Origin of the sequence: Pseudomonas sp. 2725, from assembly GCF_050434585.1 — a bacterium.
GTDB classification, from domain to species: domain Bacteria; phylum Pseudomonadota; class Gammaproteobacteria; order Pseudomonadales; family Pseudomonadaceae; genus Aquipseudomonas; species Aquipseudomonas jessenii.
Genome location: NZ_JBNDIV010000001.1, coordinates 49,918 through 64,533, shown reverse-complemented (window position 1 = coordinate 64,533; position 14,616 = coordinate 49,918). Strand labels below are relative to the sequence as shown.

The 14,616-nt window shown below is 59.9% G+C and carries 16 protein-coding genes; 9 read left to right on the top strand and 7 right to left on the bottom strand.

The features are described from left to right. The first annotated feature begins 5 nt into the window (after positions 1 to 5). Positions 6 to 212: a hypothetical protein gene (locus tag ABIE16_RS00340; RefSeq protein WP_033052291.1), complete on the top strand. Its 207-nt coding sequence runs from the start codon at positions 6 to 8 to the stop codon at positions 210 to 212. A gap of 119 nt (positions 213 to 331) precedes the next feature. On the opposite strand, the gene ABIE16_RS00335 is transcribed toward ABIE16_RS00340, so the two are convergent. After that, positions 332 to 916: a YajG family lipoprotein gene (locus tag ABIE16_RS00335; RefSeq protein ID WP_057713333.1), complete on the bottom strand. Its 585-nt coding sequence runs from the start codon at positions 914 to 916 to the stop codon at positions 332 to 334. Positions 917 to 1,120: 204 nt separating this feature from the next. Between ABIE16_RS00335 and ABIE16_RS00330 the strand changes: the two genes are divergently transcribed. Both ABIE16_RS00330 and mqo read left to right on the top strand, forming a co-directional pair. Next, a complete protein-coding gene (locus ABIE16_RS00330) occupies positions 1,121 to 1,360 on the top strand; it encodes a hypothetical protein (protein WP_057713332.1) in 240 nt (79 codons plus the stop codon). A gap of 739 nt (positions 1,361 to 2,099) precedes the next feature. After that, the gene (gene mqo / locus ABIE16_RS00325) at positions 2,100 to 3,608 is read left to right on the top strand and encodes a malate dehydrogenase (quinone) (RefSeq protein ID WP_429520373.1); all 1,509 of its coding nucleotides are present in this window, start codon (positions 2,100 to 2,102) and stop codon (positions 3,606 to 3,608) included. Between the two features lie 66 nt (positions 3,609 to 3,674). On the opposite strand, the gene ABIE16_RS00320 is transcribed toward mqo, so the two are convergent. The 4 genes from ABIE16_RS00320 to ABIE16_RS00305 all read right to left on the bottom strand — a co-directional run bounded on the left by ABIE16_RS00320 (position 3,675) and on the right by ABIE16_RS00305 (position 5,716). Further along, positions 3,675 to 3,962 carry a PA4642 family protein gene (locus tag ABIE16_RS00320; RefSeq protein ID WP_015096805.1) on the bottom strand — a complete coding sequence of 96 codons (288 nt, stop codon included), beginning with the start codon at positions 3,960 to 3,962 and terminating at the stop codon, positions 3,675 to 3,677. 63 nt (positions 3,963 to 4,025) lie between these two features. Beyond that, positions 4,026 to 4,511, bottom strand: a complete 486-nt coding sequence (locus tag ABIE16_RS00315; RefSeq protein WP_218494214.1) for a hypothetical protein — start codon at positions 4,509 to 4,511, stop codon at positions 4,026 to 4,028. Positions 4,512 to 4,681: 170 nt separating this feature from the next. After that, positions 4,682 to 5,155 (bottom strand): WbuC family cupin fold metalloprotein, encoded by a 474-nt coding sequence (locus tag ABIE16_RS00310; protein WP_057713329.1) that lies wholly within the window; start codon positions 5,153 to 5,155, stop codon positions 4,682 to 4,684. Between the two features lie 3 nt (positions 5,156 to 5,158). Next, positions 5,159 to 5,716 carry a hypoxanthine-guanine phosphoribosyltransferase gene (locus ABIE16_RS00305; protein WP_008045996.1) on the bottom strand — a complete coding sequence of 186 codons (558 nt, stop codon included), beginning with the start codon at positions 5,714 to 5,716 and terminating at the stop codon, positions 5,159 to 5,161. Between the two features lie 166 nt (positions 5,717 to 5,882). On the opposite strand from ABIE16_RS00305, the gene upp reads away from it, so the two are divergent. Together upp and ABIE16_RS00295 are read left to right on the top strand one after the other, a co-directional pair. Next, positions 5,883 to 6,521 carry a uracil phosphoribosyltransferase gene (gene upp / locus ABIE16_RS00300; RefSeq protein WP_053159679.1) on the top strand — a complete coding sequence of 213 codons (639 nt, stop codon included), beginning with the start codon at positions 5,883 to 5,885 and terminating at the stop codon, positions 6,519 to 6,521. 2 nt (positions 6,522 to 6,523) lie between these two features. Beyond that, the gene (locus ABIE16_RS00295) at positions 6,524 to 7,798 is read left to right on the top strand and encodes a uracil-xanthine permease family protein (RefSeq protein ID WP_057713328.1); all 1,275 of its coding nucleotides are present in this window, start codon (positions 6,524 to 6,526) and stop codon (positions 7,796 to 7,798) included. A gap of 178 nt (positions 7,799 to 7,976) precedes the next feature. Here the strand turns inward: ABIE16_RS00295 and hemH are convergent, their stop codons facing one another. Together hemH and ABIE16_RS00285 are read right to left on the bottom strand one after the other, a co-directional pair. Beyond that, positions 7,977 to 8,999 (bottom strand): ferrochelatase, encoded by a 1,023-nt coding sequence (gene hemH, locus ABIE16_RS00290; protein WP_429520372.1) that lies wholly within the window; start codon positions 8,997 to 8,999, stop codon positions 7,977 to 7,979. A gap of 13 nt (positions 9,000 to 9,012) precedes the next feature. Then, entirely contained in the window at positions 9,013 to 9,915 is a 903-nt protein-coding gene (locus ABIE16_RS00285) for a TIGR01777 family oxidoreductase (protein ID WP_429520371.1), read from the bottom strand. 196 nt (positions 9,916 to 10,111) lie between these two features. Between ABIE16_RS00285 and ABIE16_RS00280 the strand changes: the two genes are divergently transcribed. From ABIE16_RS00280 to phrB, 4 genes are all read left to right on the top strand, one after another. Continuing rightward, on the top strand, positions 10,112 to 11,098 hold the full coding sequence (locus tag ABIE16_RS00280; protein ID WP_057713325.1) for an NAD(P)/FAD-dependent oxidoreductase: 987 nt from the start codon (positions 10,112 to 10,114) through the stop codon (positions 11,096 to 11,098). 153 nt (positions 11,099 to 11,251) lie between these two features. Beyond that, complete coding sequence (locus ABIE16_RS00275; protein ID WP_429520370.1) at positions 11,252 to 12,211, top strand: YbgA family protein; 960 nt, start codon at positions 11,252 to 11,254, stop codon at positions 12,209 to 12,211. Next, complete coding sequence (locus tag ABIE16_RS00270) at positions 12,211 to 13,152, top strand: MerR family transcriptional regulator (protein WP_057713323.1); 942 nt, start codon at positions 12,211 to 12,213, stop codon at positions 13,150 to 13,152. Before ABIE16_RS00275 ends, ABIE16_RS00270 begins: the two co-directional genes overlap by 1 nt. A 21-nt stretch (positions 13,153 to 13,173) precedes the next feature. Next, complete coding sequence (gene phrB / locus ABIE16_RS00265; protein ID WP_429520369.1) at positions 13,174 to 14,616, top strand: deoxyribodipyrimidine photo-lyase; 1,443 nt, start codon at positions 13,174 to 13,176, stop codon at positions 14,614 to 14,616.

Sequence of the window (14,616 nt, the reverse complement as noted above, 5' to 3'; positions counted from 1 at the left end):
ACGTCATGCTCCACGCCGAAAACCAGGATCGTCTTTACCTCATCACCCCCAGCGAAGAACAACAAGCCCTCGTCGGCAGCCTCGCCTTCAATGTTCAGGATCGCCACTGGCTGGTGTATTGCGCACTCGGCGGCCACCAGCATGCGGATTTGCCGGAGGCGGATTTACTGACGGGCGTCAGCGTGCTGGATTTTTACTCGCAAGCCGCCTGAAACCGATCTGTAGGAGCGAGCTTGCTCGCGATGGACTTGAGGACGCCGCGGGGAATCAGATTCCCCGCGTAATCGTTAACGACCATCGCGAGCAGGCTCGCTCCTGCAGTGGGCTCGCATTACTCGCCGAGAACCTGCCCCACAGTCGGGTCCTTGAACAGGCGGGTCAACGCATCACTGAGCACATCGCTGACCAGCTTGGTGTTGGTTTCCTGGTTCGGCGCCATACCGAAGCGCTGGTCCAGGGAAGCACCATAACGGCCACTGTAGCGACGGTTGGCGTTCTGCACATCCGAGCGGAAGGTCGCGCCGATGGTCGCTTCGGTCACGTACATGCCTTCTTTAGGCGACTGATACTTCAGCTCGGCCAGGGTCACGGTGATTTGCGGTGCGTTCGCCGCATTGGCGGTCGGGGTGAAACCCAACAGACGCACGGCAGCTTCGGCCTGAGCCTGCAGTTTCGGCAGGATCTGCGCGCCTTGTACGGTAATCGCGCTGGTCTCCGGGTACAGGCCACCACGGGTGCCGAGGGTTGGCGACGGACGTCCGTCCACCACACGCACCACAACAGGCTGACCGTGGCCGACGGGCGCCAGTTGAGCCGTCAGCTTGGGTTCCGGGCTCAGTTGTTGCGGGCTGTGGGCGCAGCCAACCAGGGTCAAACTGGTCACAGTGATCAAACCGAACAACAGGCGTTGCAACATGCTCTTCTCTCCAGAATCAGGCACAAACAGGCCGGCAGTATAGCGGTGCGCCACTGCGGGTAACCAGCACCTCACAGTGTTTGATGAAATCTCTGACAAGCCCTTGGCAACGCGGTTCCTGTCATGCAGATGTCACCCCCCATACACTTGCACGTAATGGCCTGCAGGCAATCTTCTCGGCAGACACCCAAACGGTATATCGCCATGCGCCATCTGATCTCTCTGTTCGCGCCACGCCCACTGCATCGCTGCTTCGCCCTGCTCGACCGCAACGGCCGTTGCCAGGCCTTCAAACAGTGCAGCCTCCAGCCCATGGGCGATGGCTGGGTTGAAATCGAAGAGATCCGCTTGAACTGGCTGAATCAGCCGCTGCCTGCCGGTGCCCGCGTCGTTTCGCAGCAGCACCGGCCACGCTCGCGTGCACAGCAAATGATGACGACCTGACCAAACACCTAATAAAAGTCATTAAACACGACCATTTCCCTGCGTTTCTTAGATACAATCTCCCCCCGATTATAAGGACGTCTCCTGATCGGGCCTCGCAGCATCGTCAATGCGCTTGTATTGACACCCCCGCACCGCCCACAGAGAGCCGCCCACACAGATCGAGTGAAGCTGGCGCGCTTGCTGTTTTGTTGAGCAAAACCTCCACTTTTCGCGAATCTGCAGAGCTGTCATTAAGCTCGGTCACTGAGCTGTTTGCCCGTTTTGCCTGCCCTGTATCCCATGGCGGCAATCCATCCGGGCACGGTGCCAGGCTGGGACAGCCCTTTTTGAGGTTCACGTCTTCAAAAGAGCGTGAAAAAAACGGGTTTTCACAACTTCACAAGAGTGTGGCGAGCAAATGAATAGTTTTGCGTCTGAACATGCACCATTAGCGTCTACAACAGCCCAACGACACAGGACCGAGTATTTCTCGAACACCGGAGCCTGAAGCCTGTCCGCTACGGATTTGGTTGCACAAACGGATGTATCGACCATAAGTCGAATTGCCTCCCGCGCGCTGAAATGAGTTCATATGGCTCATTAGGCCTGGCAGGTAGCGTCCGTCGAAGTTGCGATAAATTGCGAAGATTCGGACATGGCGATCCTGCCATGGGTACCTGGGGCAACACTGACACGCCCCGTCACTCCTGGCAGCCATGCCGACAATTTGGTGCTGCAGATTTTGGAGACGCGTTAAATGGCGCATAACGAAGCAGTCGACGTAGTACTGGTTGGGGCCGGCATCATGAGTGCCACCCTTGCAGTACTGCTCAAAGAGCTCGACCCCGCGATCAAGCTGGAAGTCGTCGAGCTGATGGATTCCGGTGCCGCGGAGAGTTCCAACCCGTGGAACAACGCCGGTACCGGTCACGCCGGGCTGTGTGAGCTCAACTACACGCCGCAGGCCGCCGATGGCGCCGTCGACATCAAGAAAGCCGTGCACATCAACACCCAGTTCGAGGTGTCGAAGCAATTCTGGTCGTATCTGACCAAAAAAGGCACGTTCGGCTCGTGCAAATCGTTTATCAGCCCGGTGCCACACCTGAGTTTCGTGCAGGGCGACAGCGGCGTATCCTTCCTCAAGGAACGCTTCAAGGTGCTGAGCAAGCACCACGCCTTCGCCGACATGGAGTACACCGAAGACAAGGCCAAAATGGCCGAGTGGATGCCGCTGATGATGCCTGGTCGCGATCCTGGCGAAACCCTCGCCGCGACCCGCGTGATCAATGGCACCGACGTCAACTTCGGCGCCCTGACCAACCAGTTGCTCAAGCACCTGACCAGCGCACCCGATGCCCAGGTCAAGTACTGCAAGCGCGTGACCGGCCTCAAGCGCAGCAACGGCGGCTGGACTGTCAGCATCAAGGACGTCAACAGCGGCAACACCCGTGAAGTCGACGCCAAGTTCGTTTTCCTCGGCGCGGGCGGTGCGGCATTGCCGCTGCTGCAGGCCTCGGGCATCGAAGAGAGCAAAGGCTTCGGCGGCTTCCCGATCAGCGGCCAATGGCTGCGTTGCGACAACCCGGAAGTGGTCAAGCACCACCAGGCCAAGGTCTACAGCCAGGCTGCCGTGGGTTCGCCACCAATGTCCGTGCCGCACCTGGACACCCGCGTCGTTGAAGGCAAGAAATCCCTGCTGTTCGGACCGTACGCCGGCTTCACCACCAAGTTCCTCAAGCACGGTTCCTTCATGGACCTGCCGATGTCGGTTCGCGCCGGCAACATCGGGCCGATGCTGTCCGTGGCAAAAAACAACATGGACCTGACCAAATACCTGGTCAGCGAAGTGATGCAGTCGATGGAGCAGCGCCTGGAGTCCCTGCGTCGCTTCTACCCTGAGGCGAAAGCTGAAGACTGGCGCCTGGAAGTGGCCGGTCAACGGGTGCAGATCATCAAGAAAGACCCGAAGAAAGGCGGCATCCTGCAATTCGGTACCGAACTGGTCGCGGCCAAGGACGGTTCCCTGGCGGCACTGCTCGGCGCTTCGCCAGGTGCCTCAGTGACCGTTTCGATCATGCTTGAGCTGATCGAAAAATGCTTCCCGAACAAAGCCAAGGGCGAATGGGCCACCAAACTGGCCGAAATTTTCCCGGCCCGGGAAAAGGTCCTGGAAACCGACGCTGCGCTGTATCGCAAGATCAACACGCAGAACAACGTTGCCCTGGAACTGGTTGAAGCCAGCAGCGAGACCGAAAGCTACGCTTGATTCGGCCTTATAAAAAACGCCCCGCTCTCACTGAGAGCGGGGCGTTTTTTTATGGCTGAAATTTACTCAACCGCGAGCTTTTTCGATCAGTTCAATGTAGTCCGGCGCGTTGCGCTGATCCTTGATCAGGGCGACGAAGTCATTGCCGTGCTCATCCTTGCCATTCACGTCGTAACCCGCTTCGACGAAGAACGTCAGGAAACGCTCGAAATCGTCAATGCGCAGGCCACGGTAGGCCTTGACCAGTTTGTGCAGGGACGGAGAAGTCGCGTCGACCGGTTCGAAATCGAGGAACAACTTGATCTGCTCATCACCGATCTCGTCACCAATCACTTGTTTTTTATCTTTACGCATTGCCGACTCCAGCTCGCAGACATTTCACGGGGCGGGCAGTTTACCCCTGCGCGGGCTCAAGGCTCAACGCGGACGAGTGCTGCCGGTGTGCAGATCAGCCCAGACATGGCCATTGGCGTAGCTGAGAAACTGGCAATACACCGTGTCGTTGCGCAACAAGTCGATCACTACCCGGTATTGAGCGAGCGGGTAAAAGAGGGTCAGGGTTTTGCTCTTATCGTCGTAGACCGGCTTCTTCAGGCTTTTGCTTTCACCATCGAAGTTGACCAGCACCTGACTGATGGTGGCGCCCTTGTTCAGGGATTTGCCCTTGAGCCGAATCATCAGCGGCGAAGTGACCGGAATCGGCTGTTGATTGGATTGACGCTGAGCGCCGACCACCACCGAATAATCGGTGACCTGCATCAGTTGCTGCTGTTCTGGATCGGCATCGCGCAGCGTGAGATCGTCCGGCGGCAGGAATTGACTGTGCATGAGCGCCGGCGCGGCGGCCAGTGGCAGGCTGAGGGTCAGCAACAGGGCGGCGCAACTGCGGATCAAAGGGCTCATGACAGGTTCCGGAATCGGGGCCGAACACTCTAGCATGAGCAAACGGACGTGGTTCAAATGCACAGAAGCCACTGTGGGAGCGAGCTTGCTCGCGATGACGTCGGCACATCCAGCATCAATGTGTCAGTGACATCGCCATCGCGAGCAAGCTCGCTCCCACAGGGTACCGATCAGTCGAACTGCGCGCGCATCCAGGCCTGATACTCGGCAACACCCGGCTCGCCTTCGCGCGGCGCCCAATGCGCCAGCTCACCCTCACCGACCGGGCGGTAAGGGCCGGCCTTGCATTCGAACATCAGGCTGTCGGCCTCCAGCACCACCAAACCGTGGAACACACCGGTTGGCAGGTCCACGCCAACACAGTCCCCACCGGCCTGCAGCACGGTCTTGCTCAACACCGCACCGGCCTCGTCAAAGATCAACACGCCCAGCCGCCCCTTGAGGACCAACAGGGTTTCGGCCTTGTTGTCGCCCAAATGCCGATGAGGCGGGATATACGTGGACGGCTGCAGCCCCACCGCCATGCGATGACAGGCGTCTTCCATCTGATGGAAATTGTGGTGCTGGCGCCCACGAGGATTGGCCGCGGCTTTCCCGGCCAGTTCGGCGAACAAGGTCTGATCCAGAAAGCGAGGCGTATCCATGTCTTACATTCCTTTAACGGCGAAAATCCCGTTGGCGTTACGCCAGTAACCTTTGTAGTCCATGCCATAACCGAAGATGTAGCGGTCAATGCACGGCAAACCGACGAAATCGGCCTTGAGGTCCGGGCGGGCCTTGCGGTCGTGGTCTTTGTCGATCAGCACGGCGGTGTGCACTTTGCGGGCACCGGCGTGTTTGCAGAAGTCGATGATCGCGCCCAGGGTGTGACCTTCGTCGAGGATGTCGTCGATGATCAGTACGTCACGGTCGATGAAAGAAACTTCCGGCTTGGCTTTCCAGAACAGATCGCCGCCGCTGGTTTCGTTGCGATAACGGGTGGCGTGCAGGTAGGACGCTTCCAGCGGGAAGTGCAGATAGGTCAGCAGCTTGCCGGAGAAAATCAGCCCGCCGTTCATCACGCAGAACACCACTGGGTTGGAATCCGCCAGTTGATCGTTGATTTGTGCACCGACGCGGGCGATGGCCGCCTCGACTTCAGCTTCGGTGTACAGGCAGTCAGCCTCTCGCATGATTTGACGGATATGCTCGAGATCAGCAGACATGGTGCTCTCCAAAGGGGTGGCGGAATCAGGAAAAGCGGGCAAAGGTACGCATCAAGCGAGGCCAGATCAAGCGTTTGTGGACTAACGTACTGTATGTCTATAGGACAACACCCTCGGATAGATTAATCTAGGCCGGTTTTTTTGCCCGCCGCCGGAGCCTTTCCCCATGCCCATCCATGAGATCCGCCACCCGCTGATCCGTCATAAACTTGGCCTTATGCGCCGCGCAGACATCAGCACCAAGAATTTCCGTGAGCTCGCTCAGGAAGTCGGCGCGCTGCTGACCTATGAAGCCACCAAAGACCTGCCGTTGGAATCCTACGATATCGAAGGCTGGTGCGGCACAGTGTCGGTCGAGAAAATCGCCGGCAAGAAGATTACCGTCGTACCGATCCTGCGCGCCGGCATCGGCATGCTTGAGGGCGTGCTCAGCCTGATCCCGGGCGCCAAGGTCAGCGCCGTGGGCGTTGCCCGCAACGAAGAAACCCTGCAGGCCCACACCTACCTGGAAAAACTGGTTCCGGAAATCGACGAACGCCTGGCGATGATCATCGACCCGATGCTCGCCACCGGCAGCTCCATGGTTGCCACCATCGACCTGCTGAAAAAGGCCGGCTGCCGCGACATCCGCGCCATGGTGCTGGTTGCCGCCCCGGAAGGCATCGCCGCCGTAGAGAAAGCTCACCCGGACGTGATCATCTACACCGCTTCCATTGATCAAAAACTGAACGAACACGGCTACATCATCCCAGGGTTGGGCGATGCCGGTGACAAGATCTTCGGCACCAAGCAGAAGGACGCGTGACCATGCAGCAAGAGTTCAACGATCCGCTCTGGCGCACGGTACTGTCGGGTGCACAGATGCTGTTCGTGGCCTTCGGCGCCCTGGTGTTGATGCCGCTGATTACCGGTCTCGACCCGAACGTGGCGCTGTTCACGGCCGGCCTGGGGACGATCCTGTTCCAGATCGTCACCGGGCGTCAGGTGCCGGTGTTCCTGGCATCGAGCTTTGCCTTCATCACCCCGATCATTCTCGCCAAGGGCCAGTTCGGCCTGGCCGCGACCATGGGCGGCGTGATGGCGGCAGGTTTCGTCTACACCTTCCTTGGCCTCGCGGTGAAGATCAAAGGCACCGGCTTCATCGACCGCTTGTTGCCGCCAGTGGTGATCGGGCCGGTGATCATTTCGATCGGCCTGGCCATGGCGCCGATTGCCGCCAACATGGCCATGGGCAAGGCCGGCGACGGCAGTGAGTTGATTCATTACCAGACGGCAATGATGATTTCGATGCCCGCTCTGCTGACCACACTGATCGTCGCGGTTTTCGGCAAGGGCATCTTTCGCCTGGTGCCGATCATCTCCGGCGTGCTGGTGGGTTTTGGCATGGCATTCTACTTCGGAGTGGTCGACACCGCGAAGATTGCGGCGGCACCGTGGTTCGCCATCCCGCACTTCACCGCACCGGAATTCAACTGGCAGGCGATTCTGTTCATCGTTCCGGTGGCCCTGGCCCCAGCCATCGAACACATCGGCGGCGTGATTGCCGTGGGTAGCGTGACCGGTCGCGATTACCTGAAGAAGCCCGGCCTGCACCGCACCCTGCTCGGCGACGGCATCGCCACCACGGCGGCCGGTCTGTTCGGCGGCCCGCCCAACACCACCTACGCCGAAGTGACCGGCGCAGTCATGCTGACCAAGAACTACAACCCGAAAATCATGACCTGGGCGGCGATCTTCGCCATCAGCCTGGCGTTCATCGGTAAATTCGGCGCACTGCTGCAAAGCATTCCGGTGCCGGTGATGGGCGGGATTCTGTGCCTGTTGTTCGGTTCGATTGCGGCGGTGGGGATGAATACACTGATCCGCCACAAGATCGATCTGGGCGAGGCGCGTAATCTGGTGATTGTTTCGGTGACCCTGGTATTCGGGATCGGCGGCGTGCTGATCGGCACCGGCACCGGGCCGGACGATTTCGGCCTCAAGGGTATCGCGCTGTGCGCGGTGGTGGCGATCGGCTTGAACCTGATCCTGCCGGGCAATGACAGCTGGAAGCACAAGAAGGCGAATGAGCCGCTGATCTAAAGCCTCAGGCAATACCTTGTGGCGAGGGGGCTTGCCCCCGTTCGGCTGCGAAGCAGTCGTAAATCCAGCGAGCGCGGTCTGTCAGTTGACTCGCGGTTGAAGGATTCAGGGCCGCTCCGCGACCCAACGGGGGCAAGCCCCCTCGCCACAACAGCCCGTCAACCCACAGTTTGTATGCCTACAATGCAATCGGTGCCCTTTCACACAAGGTCGCCAACGCTTTCGCCCAATGCGGGTCATCGTTGAGGCACGGCACCAGCACCAGGTCCTCCCCCCCCGCTGTGCGGAATTGCTCCTTGCCGCGATCACCGATCTCTTCCAGGGTCTCGATGCAATCGGCTACGAACGCCGGGCACATCACCAGAATCTTTTTCACGCCGCTTTTGGCCAACTCATCGAGGCGCGCTTCGGTGTAGGGTTCGATCCATTTGGCGCGCCCCAACCGCGACTGAAACGACACCGACCACTTGCCCTCCGGCAATCCCATGCGCTTGGCGAACTCTGCCGCCGTACGCAGGCACTGGCCGCGATAACAGGTGGCGACCACCTCCGGCGGCGCACCGGCGCAGCAATCACCGCCACCCTCGAAGCTGTGACCGGGGTTGAGCTTCTTCAGATGCCGTTCCGGCAAGCCATGAAAGCTCATCAGCAAGTGATCGAAATCCTGCTGCAAATGCGGCCGGGTCGTGGCCACCAGCGCATCGAGGTATTCCGGTTGGTCGTAGAACGGCTGGAGCACCGACAACTGCACGTCGAGGTTTTTCTCGCGTACCACGCGCCTCGCCTCTTCTATGACCGTAGTCGTGGTGCTGTCGGCGAACTGTGGATAAAGCGGCGCCAGGGTGATTCGCTTGTGCCCCGCCGCGACCAGGCGCACCAGCGTCGATTCGATCGACGGCTCGCCGTAACGCATTGCCAGCTCGACCGGGCCGTGTTGCCACTGACTGGTCATCGCTTGTTGCAGGCGACGGCTGAGCACCACCAGCGGCGAGCCCTCGTCCCACCAGATCGAGGCATAAGCATGGGCCGACTGCTCGGGACGCTTGATCAGGATCAGCGACACCAGCAGCCGTCGAACCGGCCATGGCAGGTCGATCACGTACGGGTCCATCAGAAATTGATTGAGGTAGCTGCGCACATCCGCCACCGAGGTGGAGGCAGGTGAACCCAGGTTGACCAGAAGCAACGCGTGATCGGTCATGCAACGTCCTATTTCAAAGGCGACTGGACAGATCGTCCAAAGCCGCGCGCAAATCCGTGAACTTAAAAGTGAAACCAGCCTGTAACAAACGCACTGGAGTCGCGCGCTGGCCGCCCAGCAACAACGAAGACAATTCGCCCAGGCCCACTTTCAAGGCAAGGGTCGGCATCGGCATGAACGCCGGGCGATGCAGCACGCTACCCAGTGTTTTGGCAAACTCGCGATTACGCACGGGTTCGGGCGCGCACGCATTATAGGGACCGCTGGCCTCGTTGCGATGCAGAAGAAAATCAATCAGAGCGATTTGATCGTCGATATGAATCCACGGCATCCACTGCCGGCCGTTGCCGATCGGCCCTCCCAGGCCCAGTTTGAACGGCAGTAACAGCCGCGACAAAAAGCCGCCCTCTGCCGACAGCACCAACCCGGTTCGAATAAGGATGACGCGGATACCCAGAAACTCAGCTCGCTGTGCGGTCTCTTCCCAGGCGATGCATAACTGACTGGCAAAATCATCGATGACCGGTGGCGACTCTTCGGTCAACTCACGTTCGCCACCATCGCCATACCAACCGATTGCAGAACCGGAGATCAGCACCTGCGGTTTCTGTGCGCGGCTTTCAAGCCAGGCCAGAAGGGTTTCGGTCAGCGTGATGCGGCTACTCCACAACAGGGCTTTGCGTTTGTGCGTCCAGAGTCGGTCGGCGATCGGTGCCCCGGCAAGATTGATAATCGCATCGACAGGTTCTTGCCCCAGATCCTCCAGCCGTGCAACTCCACGCACTTGGGCACCACATATTTTCGCGACATTTTCAGGTTGGCGACTCCAGACCGTCAGGCGATATCCCTGACCCGACCAGTGCCGGCAAAGCTGACGTCCTATCAAACCAGTACCGCCGGTCAGCAATATGTGCATGACTTCTTCCTCGCGTGGCGTTTTACCTTGTCCATTAGTCTATTTTTATAAGCAGGGATCTTTGGTATCGAGCAGGCTCTATGTTTAACAATAGGCCAAGCTGTCAGATCGAGAACGCTAAAAGTTATACCAAAAAACAATATTGTACAGGTTTGAACCCCGGCGTAGTCTGTACAGAAAGGTAAACGAGGCCCCTATGACTGTACCTATCGCAATCATCGGCACCGGCATTGCCGGACTCTCCGCCGCCCAGGCCCTGACGGACCTCGGGCACGTGGTCCAACTGTTCGATAAAAGTCGCGGCAGCGGCGGGCGCATGTCGAGCAAGCGCAGCGATGCGGGTGCTCTGGACATGGGCGCGCAGTATTTCACTGCCCGCGACCGGCGTTTTGTCAACGAAGTCCAGCGCTGGCAAGCCAAGGGCTGGGTCGCCGAATGGACGCCGCAGCTGTACACCTACCATGGCGGCCAACTCAACCTGTCGCCGGACGAGCAGACCCGCTGGGTCGGCACGCCTCGCATGAGCGCCATCACCCGCGCCCTGCTCGGTGACCTCGAAGTGCATTTCGCCTGCCGGATCACCGAGGTCTATCGCGGTGAAGAACACTGGCACCTGCAGGACGCCGAAGGCTTCACCCACGGACCGTTCAGCCATGTGGTCATCGCCACGCCGGCCCCACAGGCCACGGCTCTGCTGGCATCTGCGCCGAAACTCGCCGGGGCCGCCGCCGGGGTGAAAATGGACCCGACCTGGGCCATCGCCCTGGCCTTCGAAACACCGCTGGAAACGCCCATGGAAGGCTGCTTCGTACAGGACAGCCCCCTCGACTGGCTGGCCCGAAACCGCAGCAAACCCGGACGCGACAACACCCTCGACACCTGGGTCTTGCATGCCACCAGCGCCTGGAGTCGCCAGCACATCGACCTGTCCAAGGAAGCGGTGATCGAACAGTTGCACGGCGCATTTGCCGAACTGCTGCACGATTCAATGCCCGCGCCGAGCTTCAGCCTCGCCCACCGCTGGCTCTACGCCCGCCCCGCCAGCAGTCACGAATGGGGCACCCTGGCCGATGCCGACCTGGGGCTGTACGCCTGTGGCGACTGGTGCCTGTCCGGACGCGTCGAAGGGGCCTGGCTCAGCGGTCAGGAGGCCGCCCGCCGCTTGCATGAGCACCTGCAGTAAAGAGCATCAACCCGAGCAAATCGCTGCTGTCGCCCTGACAGCAGCCCGTCAAAAACCTATACAAATAATTTGACTTGTACAACTTCGAATCTATGATGAAGTTATCTTGTACAGACCCGAATGTTTGTACAGGTTTAGATTCGAGGTGCTCCGATGTTCCACTCCCCCGCCAAACCGAAAATCGCCATCAGCGCCTGCCTGATGGGGCTCGACGTACGCTACAACGGCGGACACAAGGAATCGCGGTTGTGCAGCCGCACCCTCACTGACTACTTCGATTTCATCCCGGTCTGCCCGGAAGTGGCCATCGGCCTGGGCGTACCCCGCCAACCGATTCGGCTGGTGGGCAGTGCAGATCAACCCGAAGCCGTGGGCACCCTCGATCACAACCTTAACGTGACACAACCGCTGGCCACCTACGGCCAGGAAATGGCAGCGCAGCTGGGGGATATTTGCGGCTACATCTTCATGCAAAATTCCCCGTCCTGCGGCCTGGAGCGGGTCAAGGTCTACCACGCCAACGGCGCACGGGCGGACAGTGGCGGGCGCGGGATCTACGCCCGGGCCTTCTGCCTGCGGCACCCGGACTTGCCGGTGGAGGAAGACGGCCGGCTCAACGATCCGGTGCTGCGGGAAAACTTCCTCACCCGAGTGTTCGCCTACAGCGCCTGGCAGCAACTACGCCAAGAGGGCATGAGCCGGCGCGGTCTCACGGACTTTCATTCGCGCTACAAATACCTGCTGATGGCCCACAACCCGGTGCAATACAAAACCCTGGGCAACCTGCTGGGCAACATGGGCAAAACCGATCCACAGGAACTGGGCCCCCGATATTTCAGCGAACTGATGGCTGCGCTGAAAAAATGCGCCACACGTCGCACTCACACCAACGTCCTGCAACACCTCAGTGGCTACCTGAAACAGGCCATCAGCGGCGAAGACAAGCGGGAAGTGCAGCACGTGATCAGCCAGTACCGTCTGGGCATCGTGCCGCTGGTGGTGCCGCTGACACTGCTCAAACATCACTTTCGCCAACACCCCGATCCGTACATCGCACAGCAGGTTTACCTGCAACCGCACCCGGAAAACCTCAGCCTGCGAAACGCCATTTGATGAAAAAAGCACTCGACACCAGCGCCCGCGAAGACCTCGGCGATGACTTTAAAAAGGCGCTGGACGAAGGCTGGCTGCCGATCCGTGAGGTGGCGCGGCAGACCGGAGTCAATGCCGTGACCTTGCGTGCCTGGGAGCGGCGCTACGGTCTGATCGTGCCGCTACGCACGCCCAAGGGCCATCGGTTGTTCTCGGCCGACCACGTACAACGCATCCAGACCATCCTCACCTGGCTCAACCGTGGCGTTGCCGTCAGCCAGGTCAAACCATTGCTCGACACGCCGCAAGCCTTCAGCGAGTCCGTCGACAACGATTGGCACGCCTTGCTGCAAACGTTGCTGCAGGCAGTCAGCCGATTGCAGGAGCGCGCCCTGGATGACAGCGTCAATCAGGCGATGGCGCTGTATCCGCCGCGAACCCTGTGCGAGCAATTGCTGATGCCCTTGCTGGCCGCTCTGGAGCAACGCTGGCAAGGCCAGTTCGGGGCGCAGATGGAGCGGGGCTTTTTTTGTGCCTGGTTGCGCAGCAAGTTCGGTGCGCGCATCTACCATAACAATCGTCAGTTGCGCACCGCGCCGCTGCTGCTGGTCAACCACTCGGACCTGCCTGTGGAACCGCACCTGTGGCTCACGGCCTGGCTGATCAGCAGCGCGGATTGCCCGGTGGAGGTCTTCGACTGGCCGCTGCCTGTCGGAGAACTGGCATTGGCGGTCGAACTTCTGCAACCCCGAGGAGTTCTGCTGTACTCAAGCAAAGCCCTGAATCCGGCGCAGCTGCCGAAACTTTTCAAAGGCGTTAGTTGCCCAAAAATGATTGCCGGACCAACGGTATGCATCCACCACACCGAGTTGTCCGCAAGTACTGCCGTGATCGCTGATCTGTACCTGGCCGAAGATCCGTTGTCGGCACATCAGGCACTGGTTCAGCGCGGGCTGATTTAAATGAATCGCGTGGATACCAAAATGCAATTGATCTGGCTGCGCAGCGACTTGCGCCTACATGACAACACCGCCCTCTCGGTCGCCGCGGCTCGCGGCCCGTGCTTGGCGGTGTACCTGCTGAGTCTGGAACAATGGCTGGAACACGACGATGCGCCCTGCAAAGTGGACTTCTGGCTGCGCAACCTGCGCGAGTTGAGCCGCGAACTGGGTCAACTGAACATTCCCCTGCTGATCCGCCAGGCCCCTCGCTGGGATGACGCACCCAGCGTATTGCTGAACCTGTGCCGACAGTGGCAGGTCGATGCGTTGCACCTCAACGAGGAATACGGCATCCACGAGTCCCGTCGCGATGCAGCGGTCGCCCGGACGCTACAGGCTGAAGGGATCGAAGTTCGCCGCTACCTCGATCAATTGCTGTTCAAGCCCGGGAGCGTGCTGACCCGCACCGGCACTTTCTTTCAGGTCTTCAGCCAGTTCCGCAAAGTCTGCTACGAACGACTGCACCACTCGCTGCCCAGCCTGGTACGCGCGCCGCACAAACAAGCGCCGCTGAACATTGCCAGCGATACGATCCCCTTGAGTGTCGACGGCTTCGCAACACCCGCTGATAACCTGCGCAATCTGTGGCCGGCGGGCGAAGCCGAAGCCCGGCGTCGCCTCGACAGCTTTAGCGATGTGCAGATCGAGCACTATCAAAGCGAACGGGATTTCCCGGCGAAGCCCGGCACCAGTCAGCTCTCGGCCTATCTCACCGCCGGGGTGATTTCTGCGCGCCAATGCCTGCACGCGGCCTTGAACAGCAATCAAGGTGAATTCGAAAGCGGCAAGACCGGCGCCGTCACTTGGATCAACGAACTGCTGTGGCGCGAGTTCTACAAACACATCCTGGTGGGCTACCCGCGGGTTTCCCGGCACCGCGCGTTTCGTCCGGAAACCGAAGCGCTGGCCTGGCGCAACGCCCCAGAAGAACTGGCCGCCTGGCAACAGGCACGCACCGGCTTGCCGATCATCGACGCCGCCATGCGCCAACTGCTGGCAACCGGCTGGATGCACAACCGCCTGCGCATGGTGGTGGCGATGTTCCTGACCAAAAACCTGCTGATCGACTGGCGCGAAGGCGAACGCTTTTTCATGCGTCACCTGATCGATGGCGACCTGGCGGCGAACAATGGTGGCTGGCAGTGGAGTTCTTCCACCGGCACCGACTCGGCGCCTTACTTCCGGATTTTCAACCCGCTGAGCCAGTCGGAAAAATTCGACCCCGAAGGCGTATTCATCAAGCAGTGGTTGCCAGAACTGGCCGGGTTGAATAAAAAAGACGTGCACAACCCCGCCAATCTCGGCGGCCTTTTCGGTGTTGTGGATTACCCCTCACCGATCGTCGACCTGGGTACTTCCCGTACACGTGCGTTGACGGCATTCAAAAACCTGCCCTCACGGCAATACGCCGCCGCTGGGTCATGA

Excerpts from the sequence above, each read along its gene's own strand:
- ABIE16_RS00335 (WP_057713333.1), bottom strand. The coding sequence starts at position 916 with ATGTTGCAACGCCTGTTGTTCGGTTTGATCACTGTGACCAGTTTGACC.
- ABIE16_RS00295 (WP_057713328.1), top strand. The coding sequence starts at position 6,524 with ATGCAGCAAGAGTTCAACGATCCGCTCTGGCGCACGGTACTGTCGGGT.
- ABIE16_RS00340 (WP_033052291.1), top strand. The coding sequence starts at position 6 with ATGCTCCACGCCGAAAACCAGGATCGTCTTTACCTCATCACCCCCAGC.
- ABIE16_RS00305 (WP_008045996.1), bottom strand. The coding sequence starts at position 5,716 with ATGTCTGCTGATCTCGAGCATATCCGTCAAATCATGCGAGAGGCTGAC.
- upp (WP_053159679.1), top strand. The coding sequence starts at position 5,883 with ATGCCCATCCATGAGATCCGCCACCCGCTGATCCGTCATAAACTTGGC.
- ABIE16_RS00280 (WP_057713325.1), top strand. The coding sequence starts at position 10,112 with ATGACTGTACCTATCGCAATCATCGGCACCGGCATTGCCGGACTCTCC.
- mqo (WP_429520373.1), top strand. The coding sequence starts at position 2,100 with ATGGCGCATAACGAAGCAGTCGACGTAGTACTGGTTGGGGCCGGCATC.
- ABIE16_RS00315 (WP_218494214.1), bottom strand. The coding sequence starts at position 4,511 with ATGAGCCCTTTGATCCGCAGTTGCGCCGCCCTGTTGCTGACCCTCAGC.
- phrB (WP_429520369.1), top strand. The coding sequence starts at position 13,174 with ATGCAATTGATCTGGCTGCGCAGCGACTTGCGCCTACATGACAACACC.
- ABIE16_RS00320 (WP_015096805.1), bottom strand. The coding sequence starts at position 3,962 with ATGCGTAAAGATAAAAAACAAGTGATTGGTGACGAGATCGGTGATGAG.
- hemH (WP_429520372.1), bottom strand. The coding sequence starts at position 8,999 with ATGACCGATCACGCGTTGCTTCTGGTCAACCTGGGTTCACCTGCCTCC.
- ABIE16_RS00310 (WP_057713329.1), bottom strand. The coding sequence starts at position 5,155 with ATGGATACGCCTCGCTTTCTGGATCAGACCTTGTTCGCCGAACTGGCC.
- ABIE16_RS00330 (WP_057713332.1), top strand. The coding sequence starts at position 1,121 with ATGCGCCATCTGATCTCTCTGTTCGCGCCACGCCCACTGCATCGCTGC.
- ABIE16_RS00285 (WP_429520371.1), bottom strand. The coding sequence starts at position 9,915 with ATGCACATATTGCTGACCGGCGGTACTGGTTTGATAGGACGTCAGCTT.
- ABIE16_RS00275 (WP_429520370.1), top strand. The coding sequence starts at position 11,252 with ATGTTCCACTCCCCCGCCAAACCGAAAATCGCCATCAGCGCCTGCCTG.
- ABIE16_RS00270 (WP_057713323.1), top strand. The coding sequence starts at position 12,211 with ATGAAAAAAGCACTCGACACCAGCGCCCGCGAAGACCTCGGCGATGAC.